Source organism: Paenibacillus vini (assembly GCF_018403325.1).
In the GTDB taxonomy this organism is placed as follows: domain Bacteria; phylum Bacillota; class Bacilli; order Paenibacillales; family Paenibacillaceae; genus Fontibacillus; species Fontibacillus vini.
Map to the genome: position 1 here is coordinate 206,766 of NZ_BOSL01000001.1, position 22,941 is coordinate 229,706.

21 protein-coding genes are annotated in these 22,941 nt (G+C 49.6%); 19 read left to right on the forward strand and 2 right to left on the reverse strand.

Going from position 1 to position 22,941, the window contains the following annotated elements; translation table 11 throughout:
* The first annotated feature begins 96 nt into the window (after positions 1 to 96).
* The 3 genes from KJS57_RS01000 to trpB all read left to right on the forward strand — a co-directional run bounded on the left by KJS57_RS01000 (position 97) and on the right by trpB (position 3,672).
* On the forward strand, positions 97 to 1,389 hold the full coding sequence (locus KJS57_RS01000) for a phytoene desaturase family protein (protein WP_213653421.1): 1,293 nt from the start codon (positions 97 to 99) through the stop codon (positions 1,387 to 1,389).
* 27 nt (positions 1,390 to 1,416) lie between these two features.
* Positions 1,417 to 2,331 (forward strand): RNA polymerase sigma factor SigJ, encoded by a 915-nt coding sequence (gene sigJ, locus KJS57_RS01005; RefSeq protein ID WP_213653422.1) that lies wholly within the window; start codon positions 1,417 to 1,419, stop codon positions 2,329 to 2,331.
* 180 nt (positions 2,332 to 2,511) lie between these two features.
* Complete coding sequence (gene trpB, locus KJS57_RS01010) at positions 2,512 to 3,672, forward strand: tryptophan synthase subunit beta (protein WP_213653423.1); 1,161 nt, start codon at positions 2,512 to 2,514, stop codon at positions 3,670 to 3,672.
* A 94-nt stretch (positions 3,673 to 3,766) separates the two neighbouring features.
* Here the strand turns inward: trpB and KJS57_RS01015 are convergent, their stop codons facing one another.
* Positions 3,767 to 5,119, reverse strand: a complete 1,353-nt coding sequence (locus KJS57_RS01015; RefSeq protein ID WP_211025004.1) for an MATE family efflux transporter — start codon at positions 5,117 to 5,119, stop codon at positions 3,767 to 3,769.
* Between the two features lie 137 nt (positions 5,120 to 5,256).
* Between KJS57_RS01015 and KJS57_RS01020 the strand changes: the two genes are divergently transcribed.
* Positions 5,257 to 5,943, forward strand: coding sequence for a TetR/AcrR family transcriptional regulator (locus KJS57_RS01020; protein WP_211025002.1), 687 nt, complete (start codon positions 5,257 to 5,259; stop codon positions 5,941 to 5,943).
* 97 nt (positions 5,944 to 6,040) lie between these two features.
* Entirely contained in the window at positions 6,041 to 6,889 is an 849-nt protein-coding gene (locus KJS57_RS01025; protein WP_213653424.1) for an AraC family transcriptional regulator, read from the forward strand.
* Between the two features lie 140 nt (positions 6,890 to 7,029).
* Here the strand turns inward: KJS57_RS01025 and KJS57_RS01030 are convergent, their stop codons facing one another.
* Positions 7,030 to 8,523, reverse strand: a complete 1,494-nt coding sequence (locus tag KJS57_RS01030; protein ID WP_213653425.1) for a peptide MFS transporter — start codon at positions 8,521 to 8,523, stop codon at positions 7,030 to 7,032.
* Positions 8,524 to 8,798: 275 nt separating this feature from the next.
* Between KJS57_RS01030 and KJS57_RS01035 the strand changes: the two genes are divergently transcribed.
* The 14 genes from KJS57_RS01035 (at position 8,799) to KJS57_RS01100 (ending at position 22,909) form a co-directional block, all read left to right on the forward strand.
* Positions 8,799 to 9,602, forward strand: a complete 804-nt coding sequence (locus KJS57_RS01035) for a hypothetical protein (RefSeq protein ID WP_211024996.1) — start codon at positions 8,799 to 8,801, stop codon at positions 9,600 to 9,602.
* A gap of 131 nt (positions 9,603 to 9,733) precedes the next feature.
* The gene (locus KJS57_RS01040; protein ID WP_211024994.1) at positions 9,734 to 10,528 is read left to right on the forward strand and encodes an SDR family NAD(P)-dependent oxidoreductase; all 795 of its coding nucleotides are present in this window, start codon (positions 9,734 to 9,736) and stop codon (positions 10,526 to 10,528) included.
* Between the two features lie 122 nt (positions 10,529 to 10,650).
* Positions 10,651 to 11,190 (forward strand): TetR/AcrR family transcriptional regulator, encoded by a 540-nt coding sequence (locus tag KJS57_RS01045; RefSeq protein ID WP_211024992.1) that lies wholly within the window; start codon positions 10,651 to 10,653, stop codon positions 11,188 to 11,190.
* Positions 11,191 to 11,355: 165 nt separating this feature from the next.
* Entirely contained in the window at positions 11,356 to 12,804 is a 1,449-nt protein-coding gene (locus KJS57_RS01050; protein ID WP_213653426.1) for an MFS transporter, read from the forward strand.
* A gap of 175 nt (positions 12,805 to 12,979) precedes the next feature.
* Complete coding sequence (locus KJS57_RS01055) at positions 12,980 to 13,954, forward strand: LacI family DNA-binding transcriptional regulator (protein WP_213653427.1); 975 nt, start codon at positions 12,980 to 12,982, stop codon at positions 13,952 to 13,954.
* 114 nt (positions 13,955 to 14,068) lie between these two features.
* Positions 14,069 to 15,379 (forward strand): ABC transporter substrate-binding protein, encoded by a 1,311-nt coding sequence (locus KJS57_RS01060; protein ID WP_213653428.1) that lies wholly within the window; start codon positions 14,069 to 14,071, stop codon positions 15,377 to 15,379.
* 104 nt (positions 15,380 to 15,483) lie between these two features.
* Complete coding sequence (locus KJS57_RS01065; protein WP_211024984.1) at positions 15,484 to 16,368, forward strand: carbohydrate ABC transporter permease; 885 nt, start codon at positions 15,484 to 15,486, stop codon at positions 16,366 to 16,368.
* Positions 16,368 to 17,210: a carbohydrate ABC transporter permease gene (locus KJS57_RS01070; RefSeq protein WP_373316679.1), complete on the forward strand. Its 843-nt coding sequence runs from the start codon at positions 16,368 to 16,370 to the stop codon at positions 17,208 to 17,210. The genes KJS57_RS01065 and KJS57_RS01070 overlap by 1 nt, the downstream gene beginning before the upstream one ends.
* A gap of 28 nt (positions 17,211 to 17,238) precedes the next feature.
* Positions 17,239 to 18,717: a glycoside hydrolase family 32 protein gene (locus tag KJS57_RS01075; protein ID WP_213653429.1), complete on the forward strand. Its 1,479-nt coding sequence runs from the start codon at positions 17,239 to 17,241 to the stop codon at positions 18,715 to 18,717.
* 45 nt (positions 18,718 to 18,762) lie between these two features.
* On the forward strand, positions 18,763 to 19,728 hold the full coding sequence (locus tag KJS57_RS01080) for a carbohydrate kinase family protein (RefSeq protein WP_213653430.1): 966 nt from the start codon (positions 18,763 to 18,765) through the stop codon (positions 19,726 to 19,728).
* 211 nt (positions 19,729 to 19,939) lie between these two features.
* On the forward strand, positions 19,940 to 20,872 hold the full coding sequence (locus KJS57_RS01085; protein WP_213653431.1) for an alpha/beta hydrolase: 933 nt from the start codon (positions 19,940 to 19,942) through the stop codon (positions 20,870 to 20,872).
* A gap of 166 nt (positions 20,873 to 21,038) precedes the next feature.
* Positions 21,039 to 21,893, forward strand: a complete 855-nt coding sequence (locus KJS57_RS01090) for an ABC transporter ATP-binding protein (RefSeq protein ID WP_213653432.1) — start codon at positions 21,039 to 21,041, stop codon at positions 21,891 to 21,893.
* The gene (locus KJS57_RS01095) at positions 21,886 to 22,542 is read left to right on the forward strand and encodes an ABC-2 transporter permease (RefSeq protein WP_213653433.1); all 657 of its coding nucleotides are present in this window, start codon (positions 21,886 to 21,888) and stop codon (positions 22,540 to 22,542) included. Before KJS57_RS01090 ends, KJS57_RS01095 begins: the two co-directional genes overlap by 8 nt.
* 1 nt (position 22,543) lies before the next feature.
* The gene (locus tag KJS57_RS01100; protein ID WP_213653434.1) at positions 22,544 to 22,909 is read left to right on the forward strand and encodes a GntR family transcriptional regulator; all 366 of its coding nucleotides are present in this window, start codon (positions 22,544 to 22,546) and stop codon (positions 22,907 to 22,909) included.
* Positions 22,910 to 22,941: the final 32 nt, after the last annotated feature.

Genomic DNA, 22,941 nt, shown 5'->3' on the forward strand with positions numbered 1-22,941 from the left:
AGCGGTAAACGGGCGTGCTGCTCTTTTTGCTGATCAAGTCACAGAAGATTTCCGTTCATCGTCTTGTATGTATCAGACCCGAAAGGAATGGTACACATGACAGAAAATAATTACGGGTCCCCATGGGACGTTATCATCATCGGAGCCGGCGCCGCAGGATTAACAGCCTCTATTTATTTGGCAAAGGCAGGAAAGAATGTATTGCTTCTCGAAAAAGGATCCTATCCGGGAGGTCGGGCCATTTCTACGGAGATGGCAGGCGCGCGTGTGAATTTGGGCGGTCATGCCCTCTTTAGAAATGCCTTCCGAATTCTGCACGAGGTAGGCGTCACTGTGGAAGGAACGGCGCCGAAGCCGCCAGGCCTGCTTATGTTCAAAGAAGCGGACGGTAAGGAAAGAGCTGTGCCGCTCTCGCAATTATTACTTGGATCATTCTTGACGTTTCACGAGAAAATTCAGCTGGTTCGCTTTTACAGCAGCCTTCGTAAGACAGACACTTCCGCGCTGCAGCATGTGCCGCTTCGGGCGTATCTGGAATCTCATATTTCCAGTCCGCGGGTGCGCAGTGTCCTGGAAGCACTGGTTCGTTTATCCACTTACTGCGAAGCTCCTGATTTACTGAGCGCCGGGGCTGCTATTCATCAACTCCAGCATGGCCAGGTTTTGTATATTGATGGAGGCTGGCAGACGCTTGTGAACAAGCTGGTGGAGCAAGCGAAGAAAGCGGGCGTGTCGATTCGCCCAAGCTCACCCGTCCTGGAAATTAAAGGCAGCTACCCGAAGATGAGCCTCGTCTTGAAGGATGGGACACAGCTAGCGTCCAGCTTCATTATATCCACGGCCGGGCCGGCGGATACGATGTCTCTTCTTAATCCCGCTCTGCCACCGGACGAGGCGGCCATTTATCAGCAGCTTATTCCTGTGCGTGCAGCATGCCTCGATCTTGTGGTATCCGGGATGCCAAGGCCCAAAACGAAGTTTGTACTTGGTGCTGATGTTCCGTGGTACTACTCCAATCATTCCGCTGTCGCAGCACTCTCCGATCAGCCCGGAACAGAGGTAATCCATGTCATGAAGTATCTGCCCGCTTTGAACAAGAAAGACCCCAAGCAGGATGAACGTGAACTTCAAGGCTTTCTCGACAGCATACAGCCCGGGTGGCGTGAGCATGTCATTAAGCAGCGCTTTCTGCCTTCTATGCTTGTATCGCATAGTATGGTTATGGCCGCGAACGGGGGGCTCCCGAACAGACCCGGGCCTGAGGTCAAAGGGCGGCCGGGTCTGTATGTCGCCGGGGATTGGGTCGGATCTGAAGGGTTACTGCTAAACGCTTCATTGGCGAGCGCAAAAGAAGCGGCAACATTAATAACCAATTACGAACAAAAGTAATAAAAGACGTTAAGAGAGGGGTACAACGTGGAGCTGGATTCTGTATACAAGGAATATAGGCTTTTATTGCTTTCCATTGCATATCGAATTTTAGGGTCTGTCACCCATGCCGAGGACTTGGTGCAGGATGTGTTTGTAACCATGCAGCAGCGGGGCACCAATCTGGAAGAAGATGGGATACGCAATCTCAAAGCATACTTATGCAAGATGGTTACCAACCGCTGTCTCGATTACATGAAATCCGCAAGCAAAAAGAGAGAGGTGTACGTCGGCCCCTGGCTGCCGGAGCCCCTTGTGCAAGACTATACGGACATTCCTGGTTATGGTTATGCTGCCGGTGAGGACCCGCTCCAAAGAATTGTTCTGGAGGATACTATATCCTATGCCTTGCTTGTCATGATGGAACGATTGACCCCCATGGAGCGGGCCGTGTTCATTTTGCGGGAGACCTTTCAATACGAGTATCGGGATATTGCCGAATTTGTAAATAAAACCGAGCTGGGTTGCCGTAAAATTTATAGCCGCCTGAAGCGGAAAATCCAGGATGACGGGCCCTATCCCGAGGTTTCCCCCAGCCCTCATTCCGAACAGCTCATTCTCCAATTTCTCCATGCGACGACAACCGGCGATATGGAAGGGTTATTTGCGATGCTCGCCGATGATATTGTGCTCTATTCCGATGGCGGAGGCAAAGTCATGGCGGCCATTCATCCGGTTACATCGAGCAAGCGCGTGTTCGCCTTTATTCAAGGACTCTTGTCGAAGGAAAATACAACAGGCAGTGTGCGTCTGATCAAGATAAACGGGCAGTTGGGTTTTGTGTTGCGCAGCTCCTCCGAGCCTTTCCCGACCCTTATCAGTCTGGAAGTGAAAGAGGATCGTATCCAGCAAATTTATTTCCTTCGTAATCCCGATAAAATGCAGCATTTGAATCTGGGATAAAAATAGCTTGTTTTTAAGATCAGCGGCGTAAAAATTCCGGTAGAGCATCACGAGTTCACTTGCTCCTTATATAAAGTAATGTTTTATAATAGAGCTACCGATACATAGCTGGCGCCACAGAATTGCGTAGATGAAAGGTGCAGATTGCCAGTTCAATTAAATTAATGGAGGCGCTTACTTATGGACCAACAATTTCAGCAAGAAGGATACTTTGGGGAGTTCGGAGGCAGCTTCGTCCCGCCGGAATTGCAGGAAGTCTTGAACTATCTGAGTGAGCAATTTTACAAGTTTAAAGATGACCCGGGTTATAAGGAAGAGCTTCGCTTTTATCTGCGAGAATACGTGGGGCGCGAGAATCCGCTGACGTATGCGGAGCGGCTGACCAAGGCTTGGGGAGGGCCGAAGATTTACTTGAAGCGTGAGGATCTGAATCATACCGGAGCGCATAAGATCAACAACGCTATCGGTCAGATTCTGCTCGCTAAGCGGATGGGAGCCAAGCGGATTATCGCCGAGACCGGTGCCGGACAACATGGTGTTGCCACAGCAACGGCCTGCGCCATGTTTAATATGGAATGCGTCATCTACATGGGAGCTGAAGATACCCGTCGTCAGGCGCTAAACGTGTTCCGAATGGAACTGCTCGGCGCAACTGTAGTGCCGGTCCAAAAAGGCCAGGGGCGACTGAAGGACGCGGTCGATGAGGCACTGGACGATCTAGTTCGCAACTATAAAAATACGTTTTATTTGCTCGGTTCCGCAGTTGGCCCTCATCCGTTTCCGACAATGGTCAAGCACTTCCAGTCTATTATTAGCGAAGAATCGAAGCAACAGATTATGGAGAAAGAAGGTCGATTGCCGGATGCTGTAGTGGCCTGTGCGGGCGGCGGAAGTAATGCAATTGGTGCATTTGCCCACTACATCGACGAGCCAAGCGTTCGCTTGATCGGCGTTGAGCCCGATCAGGCGCCATCCTTAACCCAGGGTGTCCCGAGTATCCTTCACGGCTTCAAGTGCTTAGTGCTGCTGGACGAGGAAGGCCAGCCGAGGAAGACCTATTCGATTGCCGCGGGACTTGACTACCCGGGCATTGGACCGGAGCATAGCCACCTGAAGGTGACGGGCCGGGCTGAATATGTAACTGTCACCAATGAGGAAGTGCTGGAAGCCTTCAAAGAACTGTCCCGCACGGAGGGAATCATTCCTGCCCTAGAGAGCGCGCACGCAGTTGCATACGCGAAGAAGCTGGCGCCGACGATGGGGCGGGATCAAATTATTATCGTCAATTTGTCTGGCCGCGGGGATAAGGATGTAGAACAAGTGTATCAAATGCTCAAATAAAACACGGATCAATGATTGGAAGGAAAGCACGGGGCACCCCAAAGGTGCCCTTTTTCCATGTTAAAGCCCCTTTACCGTCCAGAGTTATATGTTCTTAATGTACTAAGCTTTCCAGATCCGGCTGTAATTTCGACCGCAGGACATAGAGCATGATGGCACCGACAAGGAATGCGGCGGCATCCGCGATGACAAGCGACCAGACTACCCCGTGGAAGCCGCTCATACGATTGGCGATAAACAGCACCGGAATCAGAGTAATCCCTTGAATAACCGACATGATAAACGCAGCGGTTCCTTGCGCGGTTGCCTGGAAGATCCCCGTAAACAACGTGGTCATTCCTGTAATGAACAAGGATAAGAACGTCACATGCAGAATGTAGCTGCCCATTTGGATTAATTGCGGGTCATTCGTAAATAAACCGATCAAGTGGTCGGAAATCAGATAGACGAGGACGCCGAACACGACGGCTAACGCCAGAATCGCCTTAATCGTGAATCCAATGGTATGCTTCATGCGTAATTTATTCGCTGTAAAAGTGAAGGCAATCAAAGGCACGACTCCCTCGCATAAGCCCATCAGAATAAATTCGGGAAATTGCAATAAACGGGATGAAATTCCGTAGGCCGCTACGGCCTGATCTCCATAATCGACAAGAAAGTGGTTAAAGATGAGCGACATGGCGCCTAAGAAGATACTCATAATAAAGACGGGAACTCCGATTTTAAGTACATTGCTCAGGATGTCCTTGGATACCTTGAACCATTTGACGGAGGCGGTTAAAAATTGGCTCTTAGATCCCATATGGAAGAGGAAGAATACACATGCAACCAAGTTAGAAATAACCGTAGCGGACGCAACACCGATCACTCCCCAATGGAAAACGAAGATGACTATCGCATCCAGCACAATATTTACGATTACACTAAGTATCATCCCGATCATCGAGGTGATTGCCGCTCCTTCGGAGCGCACGATATTCTCCAGCGTGAAGAATAACACGACGATGGGTGAGCCGATTAACATCACCGTGACATAGTCCTTCGTGAATCCGAAGGAGTCCGGCGTTGCCCCCAGTCCATGAACGATGGGATTGATTAACGGGAGGCTGACGGCCATTACAATCAGGCCAAGAACTAGGCTGCTGTAAAAGGCGAAGGATGACACATGCTTTACATCATCATACCGTTTCTCTCCCAGCAAACGGGAGATAAATGCACCGCTGCCGATACCTATCAAATTTCCTAACGCCATGATGGCTGCGAATAACGGCAAGGTTAGTGCGAGAGCGGTTAGCATGGCCGTATTGTGCAGGGTGCCAAGGAAATAGGCATTCAGGATGGAGTAGATGACACTCATTGACGTGCCTAGCATCATCGGTACAGCGAAGTGGGCCACGGCTTTTCCGATGGGTGCCTTTTCGAAGTAATGAAGGTTTTCTGAATCCATGAAGATCACTACTTTCATCATTTATTTCGGCTTCAATCTAACAGTGTTAGGTTGTGCCTTACAGTGTTAGATGATATCATGACCTTAAGAACATGTAAAGCATAAACTTACACTGTTAGATAAAAGGACGGATACCGATGAAAAAGCAGCAGCCTCAGATTTCAGAGGATAAAATATTAGAGGCCTCGTGGGAGCTTCTTGGCGAGGAAGGGATCGAGAAGCTCAGCATGCGGCGACTGGCCGACCGGCTGGGGATCCAGGCACCCTCTTTGTACTGGTATTTCAAGAGCAAGCAGAATCTCTATCAGCGTCTGGCCAACCAGGTATCGAAAGTGATTCTGGAGGAGTTCCACTCCGACGGGGATTGGAAGGAGCAGCTGACGGGCCTTGCGGTAACGATTAGAGCTGTGCTCAGCCGGTATCCCTGCTCCACGCAGCTCATGATGATGACGCTACCTCACGAACCGGACATCATCCGGTACACCAACCGAATGCTTCTCTGCGTGGAGGAAACGCCGCTTGAGCAAGAGCAGAAGATGCAGGTGGTCACTACGCTTGTGAACTATGTCTACTTCTTCGTCCTGGACGATTATCAGCATGAGCGCAATGTCACCGTTGCCCTGAAGGAACTGGAGGATCTTCCGGGCGACGAGATGGTTCGCCTTCTGGACTCCATGAGTGAGTCGGACGCGGGGCTGTTCCGGAGGATGTTCACGAACGGGTTGTTCGAGTTGATGGGGACAGACCGAGCGTTCGAGTTCGGATTGAAGCTGATTTTGCTTGGAATTGAGCAGGTGATCAAGGAGCAGGAGCAGGAGAAGTAGAATGTGGAAGTTGACGACCTACTGACTTTTTCGTGCACAAAAAGCACGGCTTACATTTCTTATCTGCCTTAAAGTTGATTTGAAGGGAGGGAACACGATGGATTGGTTAGACAGGATGAATAACGCCATGGAATATATCGAAACAAATCTGGCGGACCATATCTCATATGATCAAATAGCGCAGATCGCCTGTTGCTCAACTTATCATTTTCAAAGGATGTTTCCGTTCATTACGGGGGTATCGTTATCCGAGTATATCCGGCGTCGGCGGTTGACTTTGGCAGCTTTTGAACTGCAGACAACAGATGCCAAGGTTATTGATGTGGCTATGAAATATGGATATGACTCGCCGGAGGCCTTTTCACGGGCGTTTAAAAATCTTCATGGGATCATACCGATATCTGCGCGCGATAAAGGGGCTTCTCTTAAGGCCTATCCTCGAATGTCCTTCCATATTTCAATAAAGGGAGATGTCGAAATGAATTATCGCATTGAACAAAGAGGGCCCTTTGAGATGTTTGGAGTTTATGGCCTTGTTCATTCAAACAGACAGACCGCATTTGCTGAAGTTCCGGAGTTCCGTAAAAAATGTGACGATGACGGCAGTGTGGATCTAATGAACGAATTGCTGGGACGGTTTGGCGACACCCTGTTGCACGCTGCGTTATATGATGATAATGGGGAATCTTTCAAATACATGATTTGTTATCATCTGCCCAAGGGGCTTGAAATCCCGGGGAAATTTACAAAGCTGTCTGTCCCGGCATTAACGTGGGCTATCTTCCCGGAACCGCAATGTGATTTGCAAAAACTATGGGAACGAATCTATTCCGAGTGGTTTCCGACATCCGGGTACGAACAGGTAGAAGGCCCTAGCTTCGAAATGTACTATGGTATGGCCGGGTATGAGGCCGGAGAGATATGGATACCGGTTAAGAAGAAATAATTATCACTTAATTGTAAGAGCACAAAAAGCCATCCTGCAAAAAGGATGGCTTTTTTCGGGTTCGGCTATAGCAGGCAGGTTCAGGTAATTATGTCTTGGAGCAGCTGCGGCTCGTTTTGTAGTAAGCTCTGCTTTTGCTTTTACTGTATCCCTTTCATATACCCTTGGATCTTCGGGGAGAACGTAAAGAGCAGAATGCTAAGGAGGAGAGCGACTCCTCCAATGACGCCAAAGTATGCCATCTCGGTGGCAGGCGAATAGAATTTGACGATTTGAGCATTAATTGCTTGGGCGGCCGCACTGGATAAGAACCATAAGCTCATGGTCTGGGCCGAAAAGGCGCCGGGCGCCAATTTTGTCGTAGCCGACAGCCCTACCGGTGACAAACATAATTCTCCCAGCACAACGATGAAATAACTAAGGACGAGCCACAAAGGATTCACCAGGGCATCCTCGCCGCCAAAGTAAGCGGGCAAGAGGATCACGAGGAACGATAATCCGGCAAACAGCAAGCCGAAGGCGAATTTCATCGGGATCGTAGGCTGGCGCTTGCCAAGCCTTATCCATAGCCAGGCGAACACGGGAGCCAGAATAATGATGAACAGCGGATTTAAGGACTGGAACCAGGCCGGCGAAATATGAATGCCGGCAAAGTCCAATTGCGTCCGCTTATCCGCATAGTTGGCAAGGATGGTCGATCCTTGTTCCTGAATCGCCCAGAACATAATCGCCGCGATAAACAGCGGAATATAAGCGATGAGTCTGGAGCGTTCAATGCTGGTGGTTCGCGGGCTGCGGTACATGAAAATAAAATATAAGGTTGGAATCAGAATGCCCAGAATGCCTACGATCACGATGAGCGATTCGAACGTTAATAGACCCAACGGAATGGTAATTGCAACGATCACTACGAGAAGGACGGCAACGACCCCGATTCGACGATACACTTTTTTTCGTTCCGCCGGTGAAAGTGGACTGGCTACGTAAGTGCCCGCAAGGCCGAGGTTTTTATTTTTGGTAAACAAGAATATGACCAGTCCCAGAAACATGCCGACTGCGGCGATGCCGAAGCCGAGATGGAAGTTGTAATCCATGCCCACGGTGCCCACGATCAGCGGAGCGAGGAACGACCCCAGGTTGATGCCCATGTAAAAAATGCTGAATCCTGCATCCCGGCGCCGGTCATGTTCGCTGTAAAGCTCTCCCACCATACTGGATACATTGGGTTTCAGCAGGCCCGTGCCCAGCACGATCAGGACCATGGATACAAAAAATAAGGACATGCTTCCAGGGATGGCCAGAGCGATATGCCCCAGCATAATTAATATGCCGCCGTAGAATACGGCTTTGGATGCTCCGAACATGCGGTCCGCCAGCCAGCCACCAATAATCCCGGACATATAGACCAGGGAGCCGTAAATGGACATAATGGCGAGGGCCATGCTCTCCTGCATGCCGAGTCCGCCCCTGCTTAATTCGTAGTACATATAATAAACCAGAATCGCTTTCATTCCATAATAAGAGAAACGCTCCCAAAACTCCGTGAAGAACAGGGTAAACAACCCTTTGGGATGTCCAAAAAACCCCCGTTGCGGAACGCTTTCGACTATTTTCTGCTTGGTTAAATCAGCCATGCTGTAACTTCCTCCTGCAACAAATGTTCTGCAAAAAGCATCATCCCTTAGTAAGAATGCCCATTATAAGTCGTTTCAATTTTCCATATTCATAACAGGCTCCAAAGCAGGTACGAAAATAACAGTAGTTTCGCCGCAATCCGCGCAATTGACAGCAGTCCAATTCCATGTTAATTTCTTCCTAGAAAATTAAAGGCAATGCAACCTTCGGGTTCAACCTCGCTGAGAAGTGGGTTGAGCCCTTTTTGTATTCCAAAACTCGAAGGAGGATATGTATGTTGAAAACTGAATTGCTGCTTCGGCGGCTGGACGACATCGGCAAGTCACTCGAACGCAAAGGAGGAGTGCTGTTACTGTTGGGAGTAGGCTCCGTCGGTATCGAAACGGATCGGATGGATGAGTATTCGGATTTAGATTTCTTTGTCATTGTGAAGGACGGGCAGAAAACGAGGTATATCGATCACCTGGATTGGCTTGAGGAAGTGCATCCGCTAGCCTATTCCTTTAAGAATACGGATGTCGGGTATAAAATTTTGTTCGAAGACGGAATTTATGGAGAATACGCGGTATTTGAGGAACGAGACCTGGAGGATGCTCCCTACCCGGAGGGGCGGATTGTTTGGAAGGATCCGTCCTACTTGAATATAGAAATCGCAAAGTCTTCCATTCCTATCCCCAGTCTCAAGAGGAACTCCCTGGACTTTCCTTTGAATGAAGCTTTAACAAACTTATATGTGGGGCTCGGTCGCTATGCCCGGGGAGAGCATTTATCGGCGATGAGGTTTATTCAAGGTTATGCCGTGGACCGGATTCTTTCCGTAATGCACCTATTGGAGGAAGAGGTAGAGTGCTACCCGGATCCCTTTGGATTGGAGCGGCGGGTGGAACAAAGATACCCTCGTTTGGCTGAAAGACTAGGAGGCATGCTTCAGGGATATCATCATGTTCCCGATTCCGCCCTTTGCATCTTAAACTTCATAGAGGAAGTGTATCCTGTCAATCCGAGGTTAAGCGCTGAAATCCGGCAACTGATCGATATGACTTGTCGCAGCCAGCAAGGGGAATCGCATCACAAGTAGATACACCTTATTGGCATAAAAGGGGGCCAGGGGTACTTTTAAGTACCTATATTACTCAAAAGTGCGTACTTTTCTTAATGGCGTGTATGTATATGATAAATAAATAAGACTTGAATCTCGGAGGGACGAACATGCAATTAAATCTAAAAGGAAAAACGGCACTGGTAACAGGATCCACGTCGGGAATTGGAAAAGCTATCGCCTTGTCATTAGCTGCGGAAGGAGCCGCAGTGCTGATTAATGGCCGCCGCGAAGAAAAGGTGAAGGAAACGATTCAAGAAATTAATGCAAAGTATCCGGACGCCGTCCTTCAGCCGGTAGTAGCTGATTTAGGGACAGAACAAGGTTGTCGGGAAGTTATTGAGAAGTATTCCGAAGTAGACATTCTTATTAACAACTTGGGTATTTTTGAGCCTGTAGAATACTTCGATATTCCGGATGAAGATTGGTTTAAGCTGTTTGAGACCAACATCATGAGTGGAGTCCGGCTAACCAGATGGTATCTGAAACAAATGATTCAAAAAAATGAAGGCCGAGTTATCTTTATTGCCAGCGAAGCAGCGATTATGCCCTCTCTGGAAATGGCTCATTATAGTGCGACCAAAACGATGCAGCTCTCGCTCTCCCGCAGTTTAGCTGAGTTGACGAAGGGAACCCATGTGACGGTCAATACGGTTATGCCGGGTTCCACTTTAACGGAAGGCGTAGAGACCATGTTAAACACCCTTTATCCTGATGAAAAATTAACAGTGGAAGAAGCGGAGAAGCGGTTTATGAAAGAAAACCGGCCAACCTCCATCATTCAAAGGCTGATCCGGCCGGAAGAAATTGCGCATCTTGTCACCTTCCTAAGCAGTCCTCTTTCCTCGGCCATTAATGGCTCTGCGTTACGAATCGACGGGGGATTAGTCCGGAGTGTGTTTTAAGAAAAGAGTTGTATCGCATCCCCGTGAAGGGGATTTTGTCCATCCAAGTTGGGCCGGTTTAGGGTTGACAATGACCTCGGAATGAATTAATTTATTGATAAATAAATAAACGAGGTGCAAAAATGGCCAGACATAAAGATCAAGACCTCGGCTCCCTCAATCGCAAGGATCAGATATTAAACGCAGCGGCGACCTTGTTTGCGAACAATGGCTTCTATAAGACGACGACGGCAATGGTGGCTGCTGAACTTGGACTTACTCAGCCTTATGTGTTCCATTTCTTTAAGTCTAAAGAGGAATTGTACCTGGCGGTGCTGGGGCGTGCGGTTAGCCGGCTGGTCGAGGCGTTTCAGTCCGTCGAAGCGGAGCCCGAGCATTTAGCCGAACGAATGGGCAACGAGTTCAACATTCTGATGAAGACACACCGCGACGAAATGCTGCTTTGCATGCATTCGTTCGCCACGCCGGAACCGGAAGTGCGGGCTTTTGTACGCGAGCAGTTTGCGTCCATTCACGAATTTGTTACCAAACGGTTCGCGGACGCCGGCTTGCCGAATCCCGGTCCGCAAGCGTCCTTATTCATTGCTTACGGAATGGCTAAATCGATGGGTGAGGTGCTTGAATTGCCGCAGTTAGGGCAGTTGGAACCGGATCATTGCTAAGTCAGATTGTGTGCGGAGCGACAGCAGATCGGCTCGAACGGGCTGGTCTGGCCGGTCCCGCTTGGGGTAAGCGGGTATATCTGATTCGGCAAGCGAGGGAGGAGCTCTTTTTTTTGGGTCGTTATTTATTTATCAATAAATAAATTGAGACGAGGTGTATTTGAAATGATGTCTGCTGGAGATCGAATCCGATTGTTAGTCGTTACCTGCGTTACGCTGTTCATGGCGATGCTGGACAATTTGGTCATTGGGGTGGCGCTGCCGTCCATTCAGACCTCTTTTAACGCAGGGATGTCAGACCTGCAGTGGTTCATGAACGCTTACACGCTGGCGTTCGCCGTTCTGCTTATTCCTTTCAGCGCGCTCGGGGAGCGCTTTGGACGCAAGCGCATGTTCCTGATCGGCGTGGTCCTGTTCACGCTAGGTTCTCTTGCGTCGGCGCTCAGCGACAGCTCCCTGTTGTTGACGCTGTCTCGCGCGCTGCAAGGCGTCGGCGCCGCGGCCATTATGCCGATCAGCTTAACGCTGGTGAACGGCGCGTTCCCGCCGGAAAAAAGGGCGGCCGCGATTGGCATTTGGTCCGGCGTCTCCGGCCTTGGGCTGTCCGTCGGACCACTGGTCGGCGGAGCGATTATTGAGGGGGCGCCTTGGCAGGCGATCTTCTGGATCAACGTTCCGATCGGCGTGCTGGCGGTCCTGTTCGGGATGCGCTGGCTGAAGGAGTCGAAGGGAGAACGCAAGCCGATCGACCCGCTCGGCATTACGCTGCTCGGTGCCGGCTTGTTCGGATTGGTCTTCGGTATGGTCCGCGGTAACGACGAAGGCTGGGGCGCGTTTAGCGTCTGGGGTCCGATCGCAGGTGGCGTGCTGCTGCTAATTGCCTTCTATGGTTGGGAACGAACCCGCAAGCAGCCGTTCGTTCAGTTCAAGCATTTCCGGGAACGGAATTACAGCGCGTATTTGTCCGCAGGGTTCTGGTTAAACGCCGGCATCTTCGGGGCGATCTTCCTGCTTACGTTGTTCCTGCAGCAAGCTCAGGGCTATTCGGCCCTCGGCGCCGGGGTAAGGGAGATGGTGTGGACCGCCTGCACGATGGTCGCTGCGCCGCTGGCCGGTCTGCTCGTCGGAAGATTCGGCTCAAAACGGGTGCTGCTGTTCGGATTGTTCCTGCAGCTTGTCGGCTTGATCGGAATTGCCTTGGTCATCATCCGGGAAGGGGCGATCTTCCCGTTCGGGTACATTGTTCCACTCATGATGGCGGCCGGAGCCGGCATGGGCTTTAGCTTCACGCCGCTCTCGCACGGGCTGCTCAGCTCGGTGGAGGAGAAAGCCGCCGGTGAAGCGAGCGGCCTGAGTAACACGGCCCGCGAGCTCGGCGGCGTGTTCGGCATCGCCATCGGCGGCCTGGTGTTCGCGAGCGGCAGCGCCATCGCAACGCCGAACGATTTCGGCGATCATCTTGTGCCGGCGCTCTTCGTGTTTGCCGCGATGATCGCCCTAGGCTTCCTCTCCGTCGCCTTCTTTGTGCGAAACGACCGGAGTAAAACAGCCGCTGTTGAAGCCAAAGGCGATGCTGAAAAGGGTACTCTCTCCGGCGCGGAACTTCGCGGCTGACGGAGGGAAGCGCTAAATTCCTTTCATAGAGAAGCGGGCATCGCGCTTTGCGTGCCTCGCTTCTCTTTTCCAAATCATAGCTGGATAAAACTTGAAAGTTATAGCTAATGCGCTAGATAACAAACGATTTTGTTGGTATGATGCTAGGGGAGTAGTATGGAAGGAGGAATGGGAGTTGGCAACGATTAAGGATGTAGCGGAGAAGGCCGGCGTTACGGTGACGACGGTGTCCCGGGTTTTGAATAACCGCGGCTACATTAGCGAAGAAACCAGAGAGAAAGTATACCGTGTAATGCGGGAGATGCAGTATCAGCCTAATGAGATCGCACGCTCCTTGTCCCGGAAGAAAACGATGATATTGGGCATGATCATCCCGACGATTGCGCATCCCTTTTTTGCGGAGTTGACGAATTATATTGAGAAGCATGCTTCGAAATTGGGTTACAAGATTCTGCTGTGCAATTCACGGATGGATCAAGGCAAGGAAAAAGAGTATATCGATATGCTCACAAGCAATCGCGTGGATGGGATGTTCATGAGCAGCCATACGCTTGAAGTAGATGAGTACAAAAAGTTGAAGCAGCCGATCATCACGTTTGACAGAAGAATCGCGGATATCCCTTACGTATCGTCGGAGAATGAACAGGGGGGAATCTATGCCGCGGAACTCTTGCTGAAGAAGGGATGCAGAAGAATCGCACATATTACCGGTAATTTGGGACTCGATCTGTTGAGCAACCAACGCACGAACGGGTTTGTAAAAAGTCTTCGCGGCCGGGGTGTGGAGCCGATTGTTTTCGAATTGGGACCGGACGTGTTTGACAGCGAGGGTTACGAGCGGGTTATCACGGAACTTCTGGAACAGTATCCCGATATTGACGGGATCTTTGCCAGCGGCGATATTTTGGCGATGAATGTAATCAAGGTTTGCATGAGCAAAGGAATCGATATCCCCGGTCGCATCAAATTGATCGGCTACGATGATATTGAGATGGCTTCCTTGGTGTCCCCTGCTTTAACGACGATCAGGCAGCCGTTGGAAGAGATAGCAAAGAGGGCGGTTCAATTGCTGGACGGACTTATTCGCGGGGAAGAGGTTCAACACGATAATGTCCTGCCGGTTACTTTAGTCGAGAGAAGTACTACGTAAAACGGAGAAATAAATTTTTATAAACTGTATGTCAACCGGTTGACATGTCAAACGCTTAACATATATACTTCAAGTGAGATTTAAACTTTCCTACAAAAGAGAGGGAGAATGAACATGAAAGTGTCTCGTTTTGGTAGCGCTTTACTTTTGCTGCTTGCCTTGTCAGTGCTTCTATCGGCATGCGGCGGTAACAATGCGGACAAGAACGCAACCAATGAGGGGTCAAGCGGGAATGTCTCCACAAAAGCAGTAAAGATCACTTTCCTCAATTCGAAGTCTGAAATTCAACAGCAAATGGCGGAGGCGGCGGCAGAGTTTGCAAAGGCCAATCCCGGAATTGAAGTCGACGTGATTTCGGCGAGCGAGAGCCAGTCTCCTGTAGAGAGAGCTTCTTCTCTTTATGCCGCCGGTACACCTGCAACGATGGCTATGCTGGATGCCGGGGATATTGCCAAGTTTGCCGATAAGGCACTGGATCTTTCCGGCGAGAAATGGGTAGCCGAGCTGGCACAGCCAAATGAGCTTGACGGCAAAACCATCGCCTTCCCGTTCGCGGTTGAAGGTTACGGCTTGATTTATAACCAAAAGATTCTCGATCAGGCGGTCGGCGGTACATTTGATCCGGCAACGATCAATACCACTACCGCGTTAGAGGATTTGTTCAAGAAGATTGAAGCTTCCGGCGTTGCGCCGATCACGATCGGCAGCATGGATTGGTCCTTGGGCAATCACTACCTCGCGCTTGCTTATGCCAATCAGTCTGTTCCCGTAGAAGATTACTTAGGGACGTTGAAATCCGGCGACGCCAAACTTGCGGAGAACGCCGTATTTAACGGATTGCTGGATACGTTCGATGTTATGAAAAAATACAACAAGGGCATCAAAGACCCGTTAGCGGTCGTGCTGGAGCAAACGGCTGCAGACGTAGCGAAGGGCGAAGCGGCCATGACCTTTAACGGCAACTGGTTGATTACCGAAATGCAGAAGACGAGCCCGGACGGCGAATTTGGCTTCCTTCCGGTGCCGGTCAGCAACAATGCCGGTGATGCTGCGAATGAATCGCTCGCAATTGGAGCGACCAAGCAAGTGTTTATCGACAAGACTAAAGCAACTCCAGAGCAACAGGATGCTGCGAAGAAATTCCTGGACTGGCTGGTGTTTGATGCGGCGGGCCAAGAAATCATGGTAAATAAATTCAACGTCATTCCGGCCTTTAAAAATAACACGACCGAGCTTTCCAATCCTTTGGCCAAATCTCTGAAAGCCTACAATAATGCAGGCAAATCGATTCCGTTCGCAGGCAACTACGTACCTGGCGACCACTGGAAAGTGCTTGGCGCTTCCATGCAGAAATATTTGGTGGATAAAGTGGATCGTCCTGCGCTGGCAAGCGAAGTGGAGAGCTATTGGACTAGCGTGAAGTAAGAGACGAGGACAGGAAGCAGAGTGTCGGTGGAGAAGGAAGTGCTCCATCGACATTCATTATTTAGAGCGGCTTAAACTCGCAATTTTAGAAAGGAGCGTCTCCTGTGATCGCAGAAAAAAATCGGATGAAACGCTTGGGGAATCAAGTTTTTTTCACAGGACCGACTGTTTTGGTGTTTACGGCTGTCATCATCATCCCGTTTCTGTACGGCATCTATCTGACCTTCTTCTCTTGGGACGGGATATCCTCGAGCATGCCCTTCGTAGGCGGCAGCAACTACGTGGAAGTAATTCAGGACAGCAAGTTTTGGGCATCCGTCTGGCTTACGATCAAATATGTGCTGGCTACCGTCATTTTAATTAACGGAGTCGCCTTCCTCTTGGCCTATCTTGTCACGAACGGGATTAAAGGGGAGAACTTTTTCCGGGCCGCTTATTTTACGCCGAACCTGATCGGGGGACTGGTGCTCGGATTCATCTGGCAGTTTATGTTCAACAACCTTTTTACCGCGATCGGTGATAAAACGGGCCTGGATCTCTTCAGCAAAACCTGGCTCGGAGACGAAAATCTGGCTTTCTGGGCATTAGTCATTGTGACGGTATGGCAGTATGCCGGGTATATGATGGTTATCTTTATTGCCGGTTTGATGAGCTTGCCGAAGGACGTGATGGAAGCGGCCAAGATTGATGGCGCCAACGGCTGGAAACGGCTTTCCCGCATGGTGCTTCCGCTCATGGTTCCTTCCTTCATCGTGACGATATTCCTTTCGCTTCAAAGAGGGTTCATGGTCTATGACGTGAACTACGGCTTGACGGGCGGAGGTCCGTTCGGCAGTACGGTCATGGCTTCCATGTTCGTTTACGACAAAGCGTTCATTCGCTTTGATTACGGGGCCGGTCAGGCTCAAGCTTTCGTACTGTTCTTGTTGGCTGCATTGATTACGATAACCCAGGTGTATTTAGGAAAAAGAATGGAGGTTGAAGCCTAGTGATCAACGCAAGGTCCCTGATGAAGATTCTCGTCTACGCTATCCTTGTTGTTTCGCTCATCGCCTTCATTACTCCGTTTCTGTTAATCATTATCAACGCCTTTAAAACAAACGCGCAAATCATTGAGTCGCCGTTATCCTGGCCGACATCCTTTAACTTCGATAACTTCTTCGTTTCGATGAAAGAAATGAGTTATTTCCATTGCTTCACCAATTCGTTGTTGATCACCTTCGGCAGCGTGCTGCTGATTGGCGTCTTTGCAGCCATGACAGCCCATTATTTCGTACGGAACAAGACAAAAACGAACAACTTGCTTTTCTTCGCCATGGTGGCCTCGATGATCATCCCGTTCCAGGCGATTATGATCCCCCTCGTCTCTTTGTATGGAGCGAAACTGGGCTGGATCCAGACTGTGCCGAAATCGACGCTGATCTTTATGTATCTGGGATTCGGCAGCCCGCTTGCAGTTTTTATCTATCACGGTTTTATTAAGAGCATCCCTCTGGAGCTGGAGGAAGCCGCCTTTATGGACGGCTGTAATCGTCGCCAGACCTTTTTCCGCATCATTTTGCCGATTCTTATGCCGACTACGGTTACCATCGGTATCCTGAATGTTTTGTGGATTTGGAACGACTTTTTGCTTCCGCTGCTTGTCCTGCAGAACGCAGGGAGGGAGAGCTATACGTTGCCTCTGGCGATTCAGGTATTTAAGGGAACCTACACTACGGACAATGAGAAATTTCTGCCTGCGGTGTTGCTGGTTATTCTGCCGATCCTGATCATTTACTTGTTTGCGCAGAGATTTATTATCCAAGGCGTTACCCAGGGATCCGTGAAGTAAAAAGTACAGAGAGATAGAGGTGGAGAAAGTGGCTCAGAATCAGCTTTGCCATCGCAAGGCTATAGAAGCGGCAGTCCATTCCGTAGAAAAATCGCTGGAAATAGCCCCGGCCGATCCGCATCGTCCGGCTTATCATGTAAGCCCGTCCGTGAATTGGATGAACGATCCTAACGGTTTGATCTTTTATAAAGGCGAATACCATCTGTTTTATCAATATAATCCGTTCTCTCCGCAGTGGGGAAATATTCATTGGGCCCATTGCAAGAGCAAGGACTTGATCCATTGGGAGCAGCTTCCCATTGCCCTTGCGCCTAGCGAGGACTATGACAAAGACGGATGCTTCTCGGGGAGTGCGGTGGAGCACGAGGGCAAGCTGTATTTATTTTATACGGGGAACGTCTTCACCACGCCGACCGGGCTCCCGGACGATCTGCTTCAGCAGCAGTGTGTGGCCGTATCCGAAGATGGGGTCAACTTCCGGAAGGATTCCGCGAATCCAGTGATCCCGGCCCCTCCGGCACATATCGGTCAGACCAACCATTTCAGGGATCCGAAGGTATGGAGCCATGGCGGGAAATGGTACATGGTTCTAGGAGCGAGGCACAATCATCTCGGTAAAGTATTGCTATATCAATCCGATGATTTGCTTCATTGGGAGTTTAAGAGCGTAGTTACCGAGAGCCAGGGGTCAGAAGGCTATATGTATGAATGTCCCGATTTGTTTGCGCTTGGAGGGAGAGACTTCCTTCTGCTCTGCCCGGAAGGCATGGAAGGAGAGGGGCAAATTGCGGGGTATTATTCAGGCCTTCTAAATTACTCGGCAGGTACTTATGAACATGGCGATTTCACCAAGCTGGATGAGGGATTCGAATTTTATGCCCCGCAAACCATGACGGATGCAAACGGCAGAAGACTCATGATCGGCTGGATGCCGATGGACGGCCATTCGCTTGGGAAGACGTGGGCAGGATGCATGACACTCCCTAGAGAATTACTGCACGAGGGGAACGGACGATTACGGTTCCGGCCTGCGGAGGAGCTCAAGCAGCTCCGCAAGCGGCATAGTTCAGTTAGGGATTACGCGGTCACGGAGGGAGAACTTCATTCGTTTCCGGAGGTAGAAGGAGATTGCGTGGAAATGATGATTCAATTCGATCTTCAGAGATCGGACGCCAGCGAAATATCCATTCACGTTCGCTCCTCTTCGGACAATCAAGAATGTACCGTTATTCAGGCGAATCTGTCCAAAAGGAATATTAGCTTTGACCGAAACCGTTCCGGTATGGGGCCAGGGGGGATCAAAGAATGCCGTCTGGAGACGGGACTCGGGGATATGCTTCAGCTTCATATTTTCCTCGACCGGTCCACGGTGGAGCTCTTTATCAATGACGGAGTCCGGGTCATGTCGGGACTGGTATTCCCCGATCCGGAGAGCATAGGTATTCGTTTTGCCGCAAAAGGCGGAACGGCTTATATTCATGATCTTCAATTTTGGACGTTGCAATAAGCAAGGAACCGGAACCCGGGTTAATCATCGTTTGGAGGGATTAGGATGGATGTGACGGCACTCGGCGAAATCCTTATAGATTTTTCTCCGGCAGGCAGCTCCCCTCAAGGAAATCGGTTGCTCGAGCAAAATGCAGGCGGCGCCCCGGCCAATGTCCTGGCAGCACTGAGCCGGTTCGGGAGGAAGACGGCATTGATTGGCAAAGTGGGTGAGGACGAATTCGGCCACTATTTAAGAAGCGTCCTTGTCGATAACGGCATCGATGCGAGCGGCTTGATGATGATTCCTGAAGCCAGCACGACCCTCGCCTTCGTACATCTGGGGGAGAATGGCGAACGCTCCTTCAGTTTCGTGCAAAATCCGGGAGCGGATCAATTGCTGAGCGCAAAGGATATTAAAGAGGTTGGTGACTTGTTGATCGGGCAGTCTTCCGTGTTTCACTTCGGTTCGCTTTCGCTGACCCATGAACCGGCGCGAAGCGCCACCTGGGCCGCTTTAAAGTGCGCGCGAGGGCATGGCATCAAAGTATCCTATGATCCGAATCTAAGGGAAGCTCTATGGCCCGGCTTAGAGGAAGCGAAACGCCTGATTCTGGAGGGAATGCGGTTTGCCGATATAGTAAAGCTCTCTGTAGAGGAGCTTGAATTCTTAACGGGTACTTCAAATTTGGAACAGGGCAGCCGGCAGCTTGCCGAAGAATACGGCCTCAGCGTAGTTCTGGTCACGCTCGGTGCGGAGGGCAGCTTTTGCCGCCGGGGCGGCGACACCTGTCTTGTAGAGGGGATTACCGTGAAGGCCGTGGATACGACCGGGGCGGGCGATGCGTTTCTAGGCGGATGGCTGCATGCGTATCTGGAAGCAAATAAGCCCGAAACGGAGCTTTCCCTGGACGAGCTTCGGAATATGTTGAGGTTCGCGAACATCACCGGCGCCTTAACGACCACGCGCAAAGGCGCGATTCCGGCCCTTCCTGCACTGGAGACGGTACTGGAACTTTATAAGGAAACCTAATTTAACAGCTTCAGAAAGTCCCCTGGATTAGAAGAAACCATCCAAGGGACTTTTTCATTTGCTCAGGATATCAAATTTCAAATATAACAGCTTTAAATGTTGGACTCTCTGCATGCAATAAGTTTAGTAGAATTTAATTATGGAATCTGTTTTCATGGAATAGACAGGACTGGAACGTTCCGATTACGCGATATTTAGGGGGTTATTAAGAGTGGATAAAAAAGCAGCGAGTGTTGCAGCCAATGAAATGCCCGAAGGGACGCAGGTGATTTACGGGGAGTTTGCGGAGAGAGGTTCCTACTATTCTTGTACATACCATCCGGACGTGGTTTACGCCAAATACGGCGATTTGGAAAGAAGACTTCAGATCATTGTGCCAAGCCGCAGCGGATACACTTTTCCCCTGGTCGTTTTTGTGCAAGGCTCCGCTTGGAGAAAACAGGATTTGTACGCCGCCATCCCTAATCTCTCGCATATTGCCGCTAAGGGTTACGTGATAGCCAGCGTTGAAATTAGGGACACCGATATTGCACGATTCCCGGCAGCCTTGGAGGATGTAAAATGCGCCATCCGGTTTATGCGCAAGCATGCGGAGAAGTATGGGGTAGACCCTGCCCGAGTAGCGGTATGGGGAGATTCGTCAGGCGGACACCTTTCCTTGATGACCGGATTAACGGCAGGTGAATACGATAACGGCTTATATAGTGAACAGTCCGATGAAGTCAGTGCAGTCATCGACTATTACGGGGTCTCAGACTTGCTTACCTTAGGCAGGTACAATGATATTCTGGATCATGATGCCGCCGATTCCCCGGAAGGTTTGTTTGTTGGAGGAAGAGTAAAGGATCATTTGGACCTTGCGAAAAAGGCCAGCCCTTTGCATCAGGATTTGGACAAAACGCTTCCGCCGTTCCTCATCATCCATGGGGATAGCGATAATGTCGTACACGTGAATCAGAGCATAGAGATGTACAAAGCTCTCAAAGAGCATGGACAGAAGGTCTTGTTCTATAAGGTAGTAGGTGCGGACCACGGAACAGGCATATGGAACCCTCAGGTGCTTGATATTACGGAGAAATTCCTATCCTCCAGTTTACATCGGCCGTTCTTGAAGAAGCCCCCGTTACAACACGAAGAAGAATAGAAATAAAGTTGAAGGCTATCTGTCCGAAATGCGACGGGTAGCCTTACTCTTTGCTCGCTATCCATCAATAAAAAATCCATAATTAGGCTTTGAGTCAATTGACATAAATTTAATCTCCGTGTATATTGTGCATACACAACATACACAATTTAATAGGAGGTACGGTATGCTGGCCTTAGACATTCGAAATTTAAATAAGAAATACCCGAATTTTGAGTTAAGGGATATATCGTTTCAATTAGAAAAAGGCTATATTATGGGGTTCATCGGTGCCAATGGTGCGGGAAAGACGACCACCATAAAGTCGATGTTGAATATGATTCGCATCGATAGCGGCGAAGTGCGTATTCTGGGCAAGAATATCGCCGAGCATGAAACCGAGCTGAAGCAGGAAATCGGGCTCGCCTTTGGCGGCGTTGATTTCTACACTCGCAGCAAATTAAAAGTAATGACCGGGGTCATTAAGAAGTTCTACAAGAATTGGGATCAGGACACTTATTACAAATATCTGAGAAGATTCAAATTGGATGAGAACAAAAAGATAGCCGAATTGTCGGCAGGAATGAGAGTCAAGTACAATCTGGCCCTAGCCTTATCGCATGGAGCGAAACTTCTCATTCTTGATGAGCCGACAAGCGGGCTCGATCCGGCCGCACGAGACGATCTGTTGGATATTTTTCAGGAGCTTGTTGTGGATGGCGAAATCAGCATTCTATTTTCTACTCATATCACCTCGGATTTGGAGAAGTGTGCGGATTATATTACCTTTATCGATAATGGGCAGATCGTCGCCAGTTCTGAGAAAAACGAGCTGTTGGAGTCCTATCGCCTCCTTAACGGCAGCGAAAGCCAGCTAAACCAGGTCAAAGATAAAATGATTTCCTACAAAGTAAACTCCTTCGGTTTTACCGGATTGATTCGCTCCAGTGACTTTGATTCCGGCTCCGGTATTAGAGCGGCTACGCCGAGCCTCGAGGAGATCATGATTTACTTCGCGAGAAAGGAGGTTATGTATGTATAACTTGGTGATGAAAGACTTGAAATTAGGGGTAAACCCCATGTTTTTTCTCTTGCCTGTTATTTTAGGCGCCTTAATGCTGATTCCCGGCTGGTTGTACTTTATCGTCATTCTTTATTTTTGCTGGATCACGGTACCGGGTGTGTTCGGTCAATTCAAAGCACATAATGATCTGATGTTTACCTCGTTGATGCCTGTCACCAAAAAAGATATTGTAAAAGCAAGAGTGCTCGTTATTGTCATCATGGAATTATTGCATATTGTTATGGCTATGATTTTTGGTATGATTAATATTCAGTTATATTCGAGCCTGACTCCTTTTTTCTTCGGTCCGCATTTGGGCTTTTGGGGACTGTGCTTTGTTATGCTTGCCGTCTTCAACGTGGTCTTTATTCCTATGTACTACAAGACAGCGTATAAATTCGGCAGTGCGGGAATTGTGTCCATTGCGGCCGCTATGCTGTTTGCCGGGGTTGCTCAATGGATTGGAATTGCCAGTCCGGTTGTATCCGACCTATTCACAGGTTCCGGTGTCCAAAACACCGGGCTTCAAATATTAATTCTGGCTGCAGGTATCGTGATATTTATTGCATTGACCATGATCGCCTATCGGATTGCGGTTAAGCGATTCCTCAAAGTGGAGATTTTATGAAATGAACGTATCGATTTCGAATACATCGGAAAAACCGATTTATCAGCAGCTTTTCGAACAGATCAGCGCCCAAATCCTGAAGGGGGAACTCGGAAGCGGGTATTGTTTACCGCCGATTCGGCAGGCGGCCCAAGAGCTTCGCGTTAGCGTCATCACCGTAAAGAAGGCTTGGGAAGAACTCGAACGAAGCGGATTGATCAATACCGTCACAGGAAAGGGTTGTTTTGTAGCCGATTTCTCGTCCGATGAGATGCTGCAAACCCGCAACGAAATGATCTTGAAGCAAATGGAAAACGATATCTCCTATTACAAATCTTTTGGCCTCACGTTAGACGAGGTTGTCGACCTGTTGAGGAAAATTTATTAAGAGTCTGTCTGAGACGAAAACGGATGAACGTA

Excerpts from the sequence above, each read along its gene's own strand:
- KJS57_RS01000 (WP_213653421.1), top strand. The coding sequence starts at position 97 with ATGACAGAAAATAATTACGGGTCCCCATGGGACGTTATCATCATCGGA.
- trpB (WP_213653423.1), top strand. The coding sequence starts at position 2,512 with ATGGACCAACAATTTCAGCAAGAAGGATACTTTGGGGAGTTCGGAGGC.
- KJS57_RS01015 (WP_211025004.1), bottom strand. The coding sequence starts at position 5,119 with ATGGATTCAGAAAACCTTCATTACTTCGAAAAGGCACCCATCGGAAAA.
- KJS57_RS01020 (WP_211025002.1), top strand. The coding sequence starts at position 5,257 with ATGAAAAAGCAGCAGCCTCAGATTTCAGAGGATAAAATATTAGAGGCC.
- KJS57_RS01025 (WP_213653424.1), top strand. The coding sequence starts at position 6,041 with ATGGATTGGTTAGACAGGATGAATAACGCCATGGAATATATCGAAACA.
- KJS57_RS01030 (WP_213653425.1), bottom strand. The coding sequence starts at position 8,523 with ATGGCTGATTTAACCAAGCAGAAAATAGTCGAAAGCGTTCCGCAACGG.
- KJS57_RS01035 (WP_211024996.1), top strand. The coding sequence starts at position 8,799 with ATGTTGAAAACTGAATTGCTGCTTCGGCGGCTGGACGACATCGGCAAG.
- KJS57_RS01040 (WP_211024994.1), top strand. The coding sequence starts at position 9,734 with ATGCAATTAAATCTAAAAGGAAAAACGGCACTGGTAACAGGATCCACG.
- KJS57_RS01045 (WP_211024992.1), top strand. The coding sequence starts at position 10,651 with ATGGCCAGACATAAAGATCAAGACCTCGGCTCCCTCAATCGCAAGGAT.
- KJS57_RS01050 (WP_213653426.1), top strand. The coding sequence starts at position 11,356 with ATGATGTCTGCTGGAGATCGAATCCGATTGTTAGTCGTTACCTGCGTT.
- KJS57_RS01060 (WP_213653428.1), top strand. The coding sequence starts at position 14,069 with ATGAAAGTGTCTCGTTTTGGTAGCGCTTTACTTTTGCTGCTTGCCTTG.
- KJS57_RS01080 (WP_213653430.1), top strand. The coding sequence starts at position 18,763 with ATGGATGTGACGGCACTCGGCGAAATCCTTATAGATTTTTCTCCGGCA.
- KJS57_RS01090 (WP_213653432.1), top strand. The coding sequence starts at position 21,039 with ATGCTGGCCTTAGACATTCGAAATTTAAATAAGAAATACCCGAATTTT.
- KJS57_RS01095 (WP_213653433.1), top strand. The coding sequence starts at position 21,886 with ATGTATAACTTGGTGATGAAAGACTTGAAATTAGGGGTAAACCCCATG.
- KJS57_RS01100 (WP_213653434.1), top strand. The coding sequence starts at position 22,544 with ATGAACGTATCGATTTCGAATACATCGGAAAAACCGATTTATCAGCAG.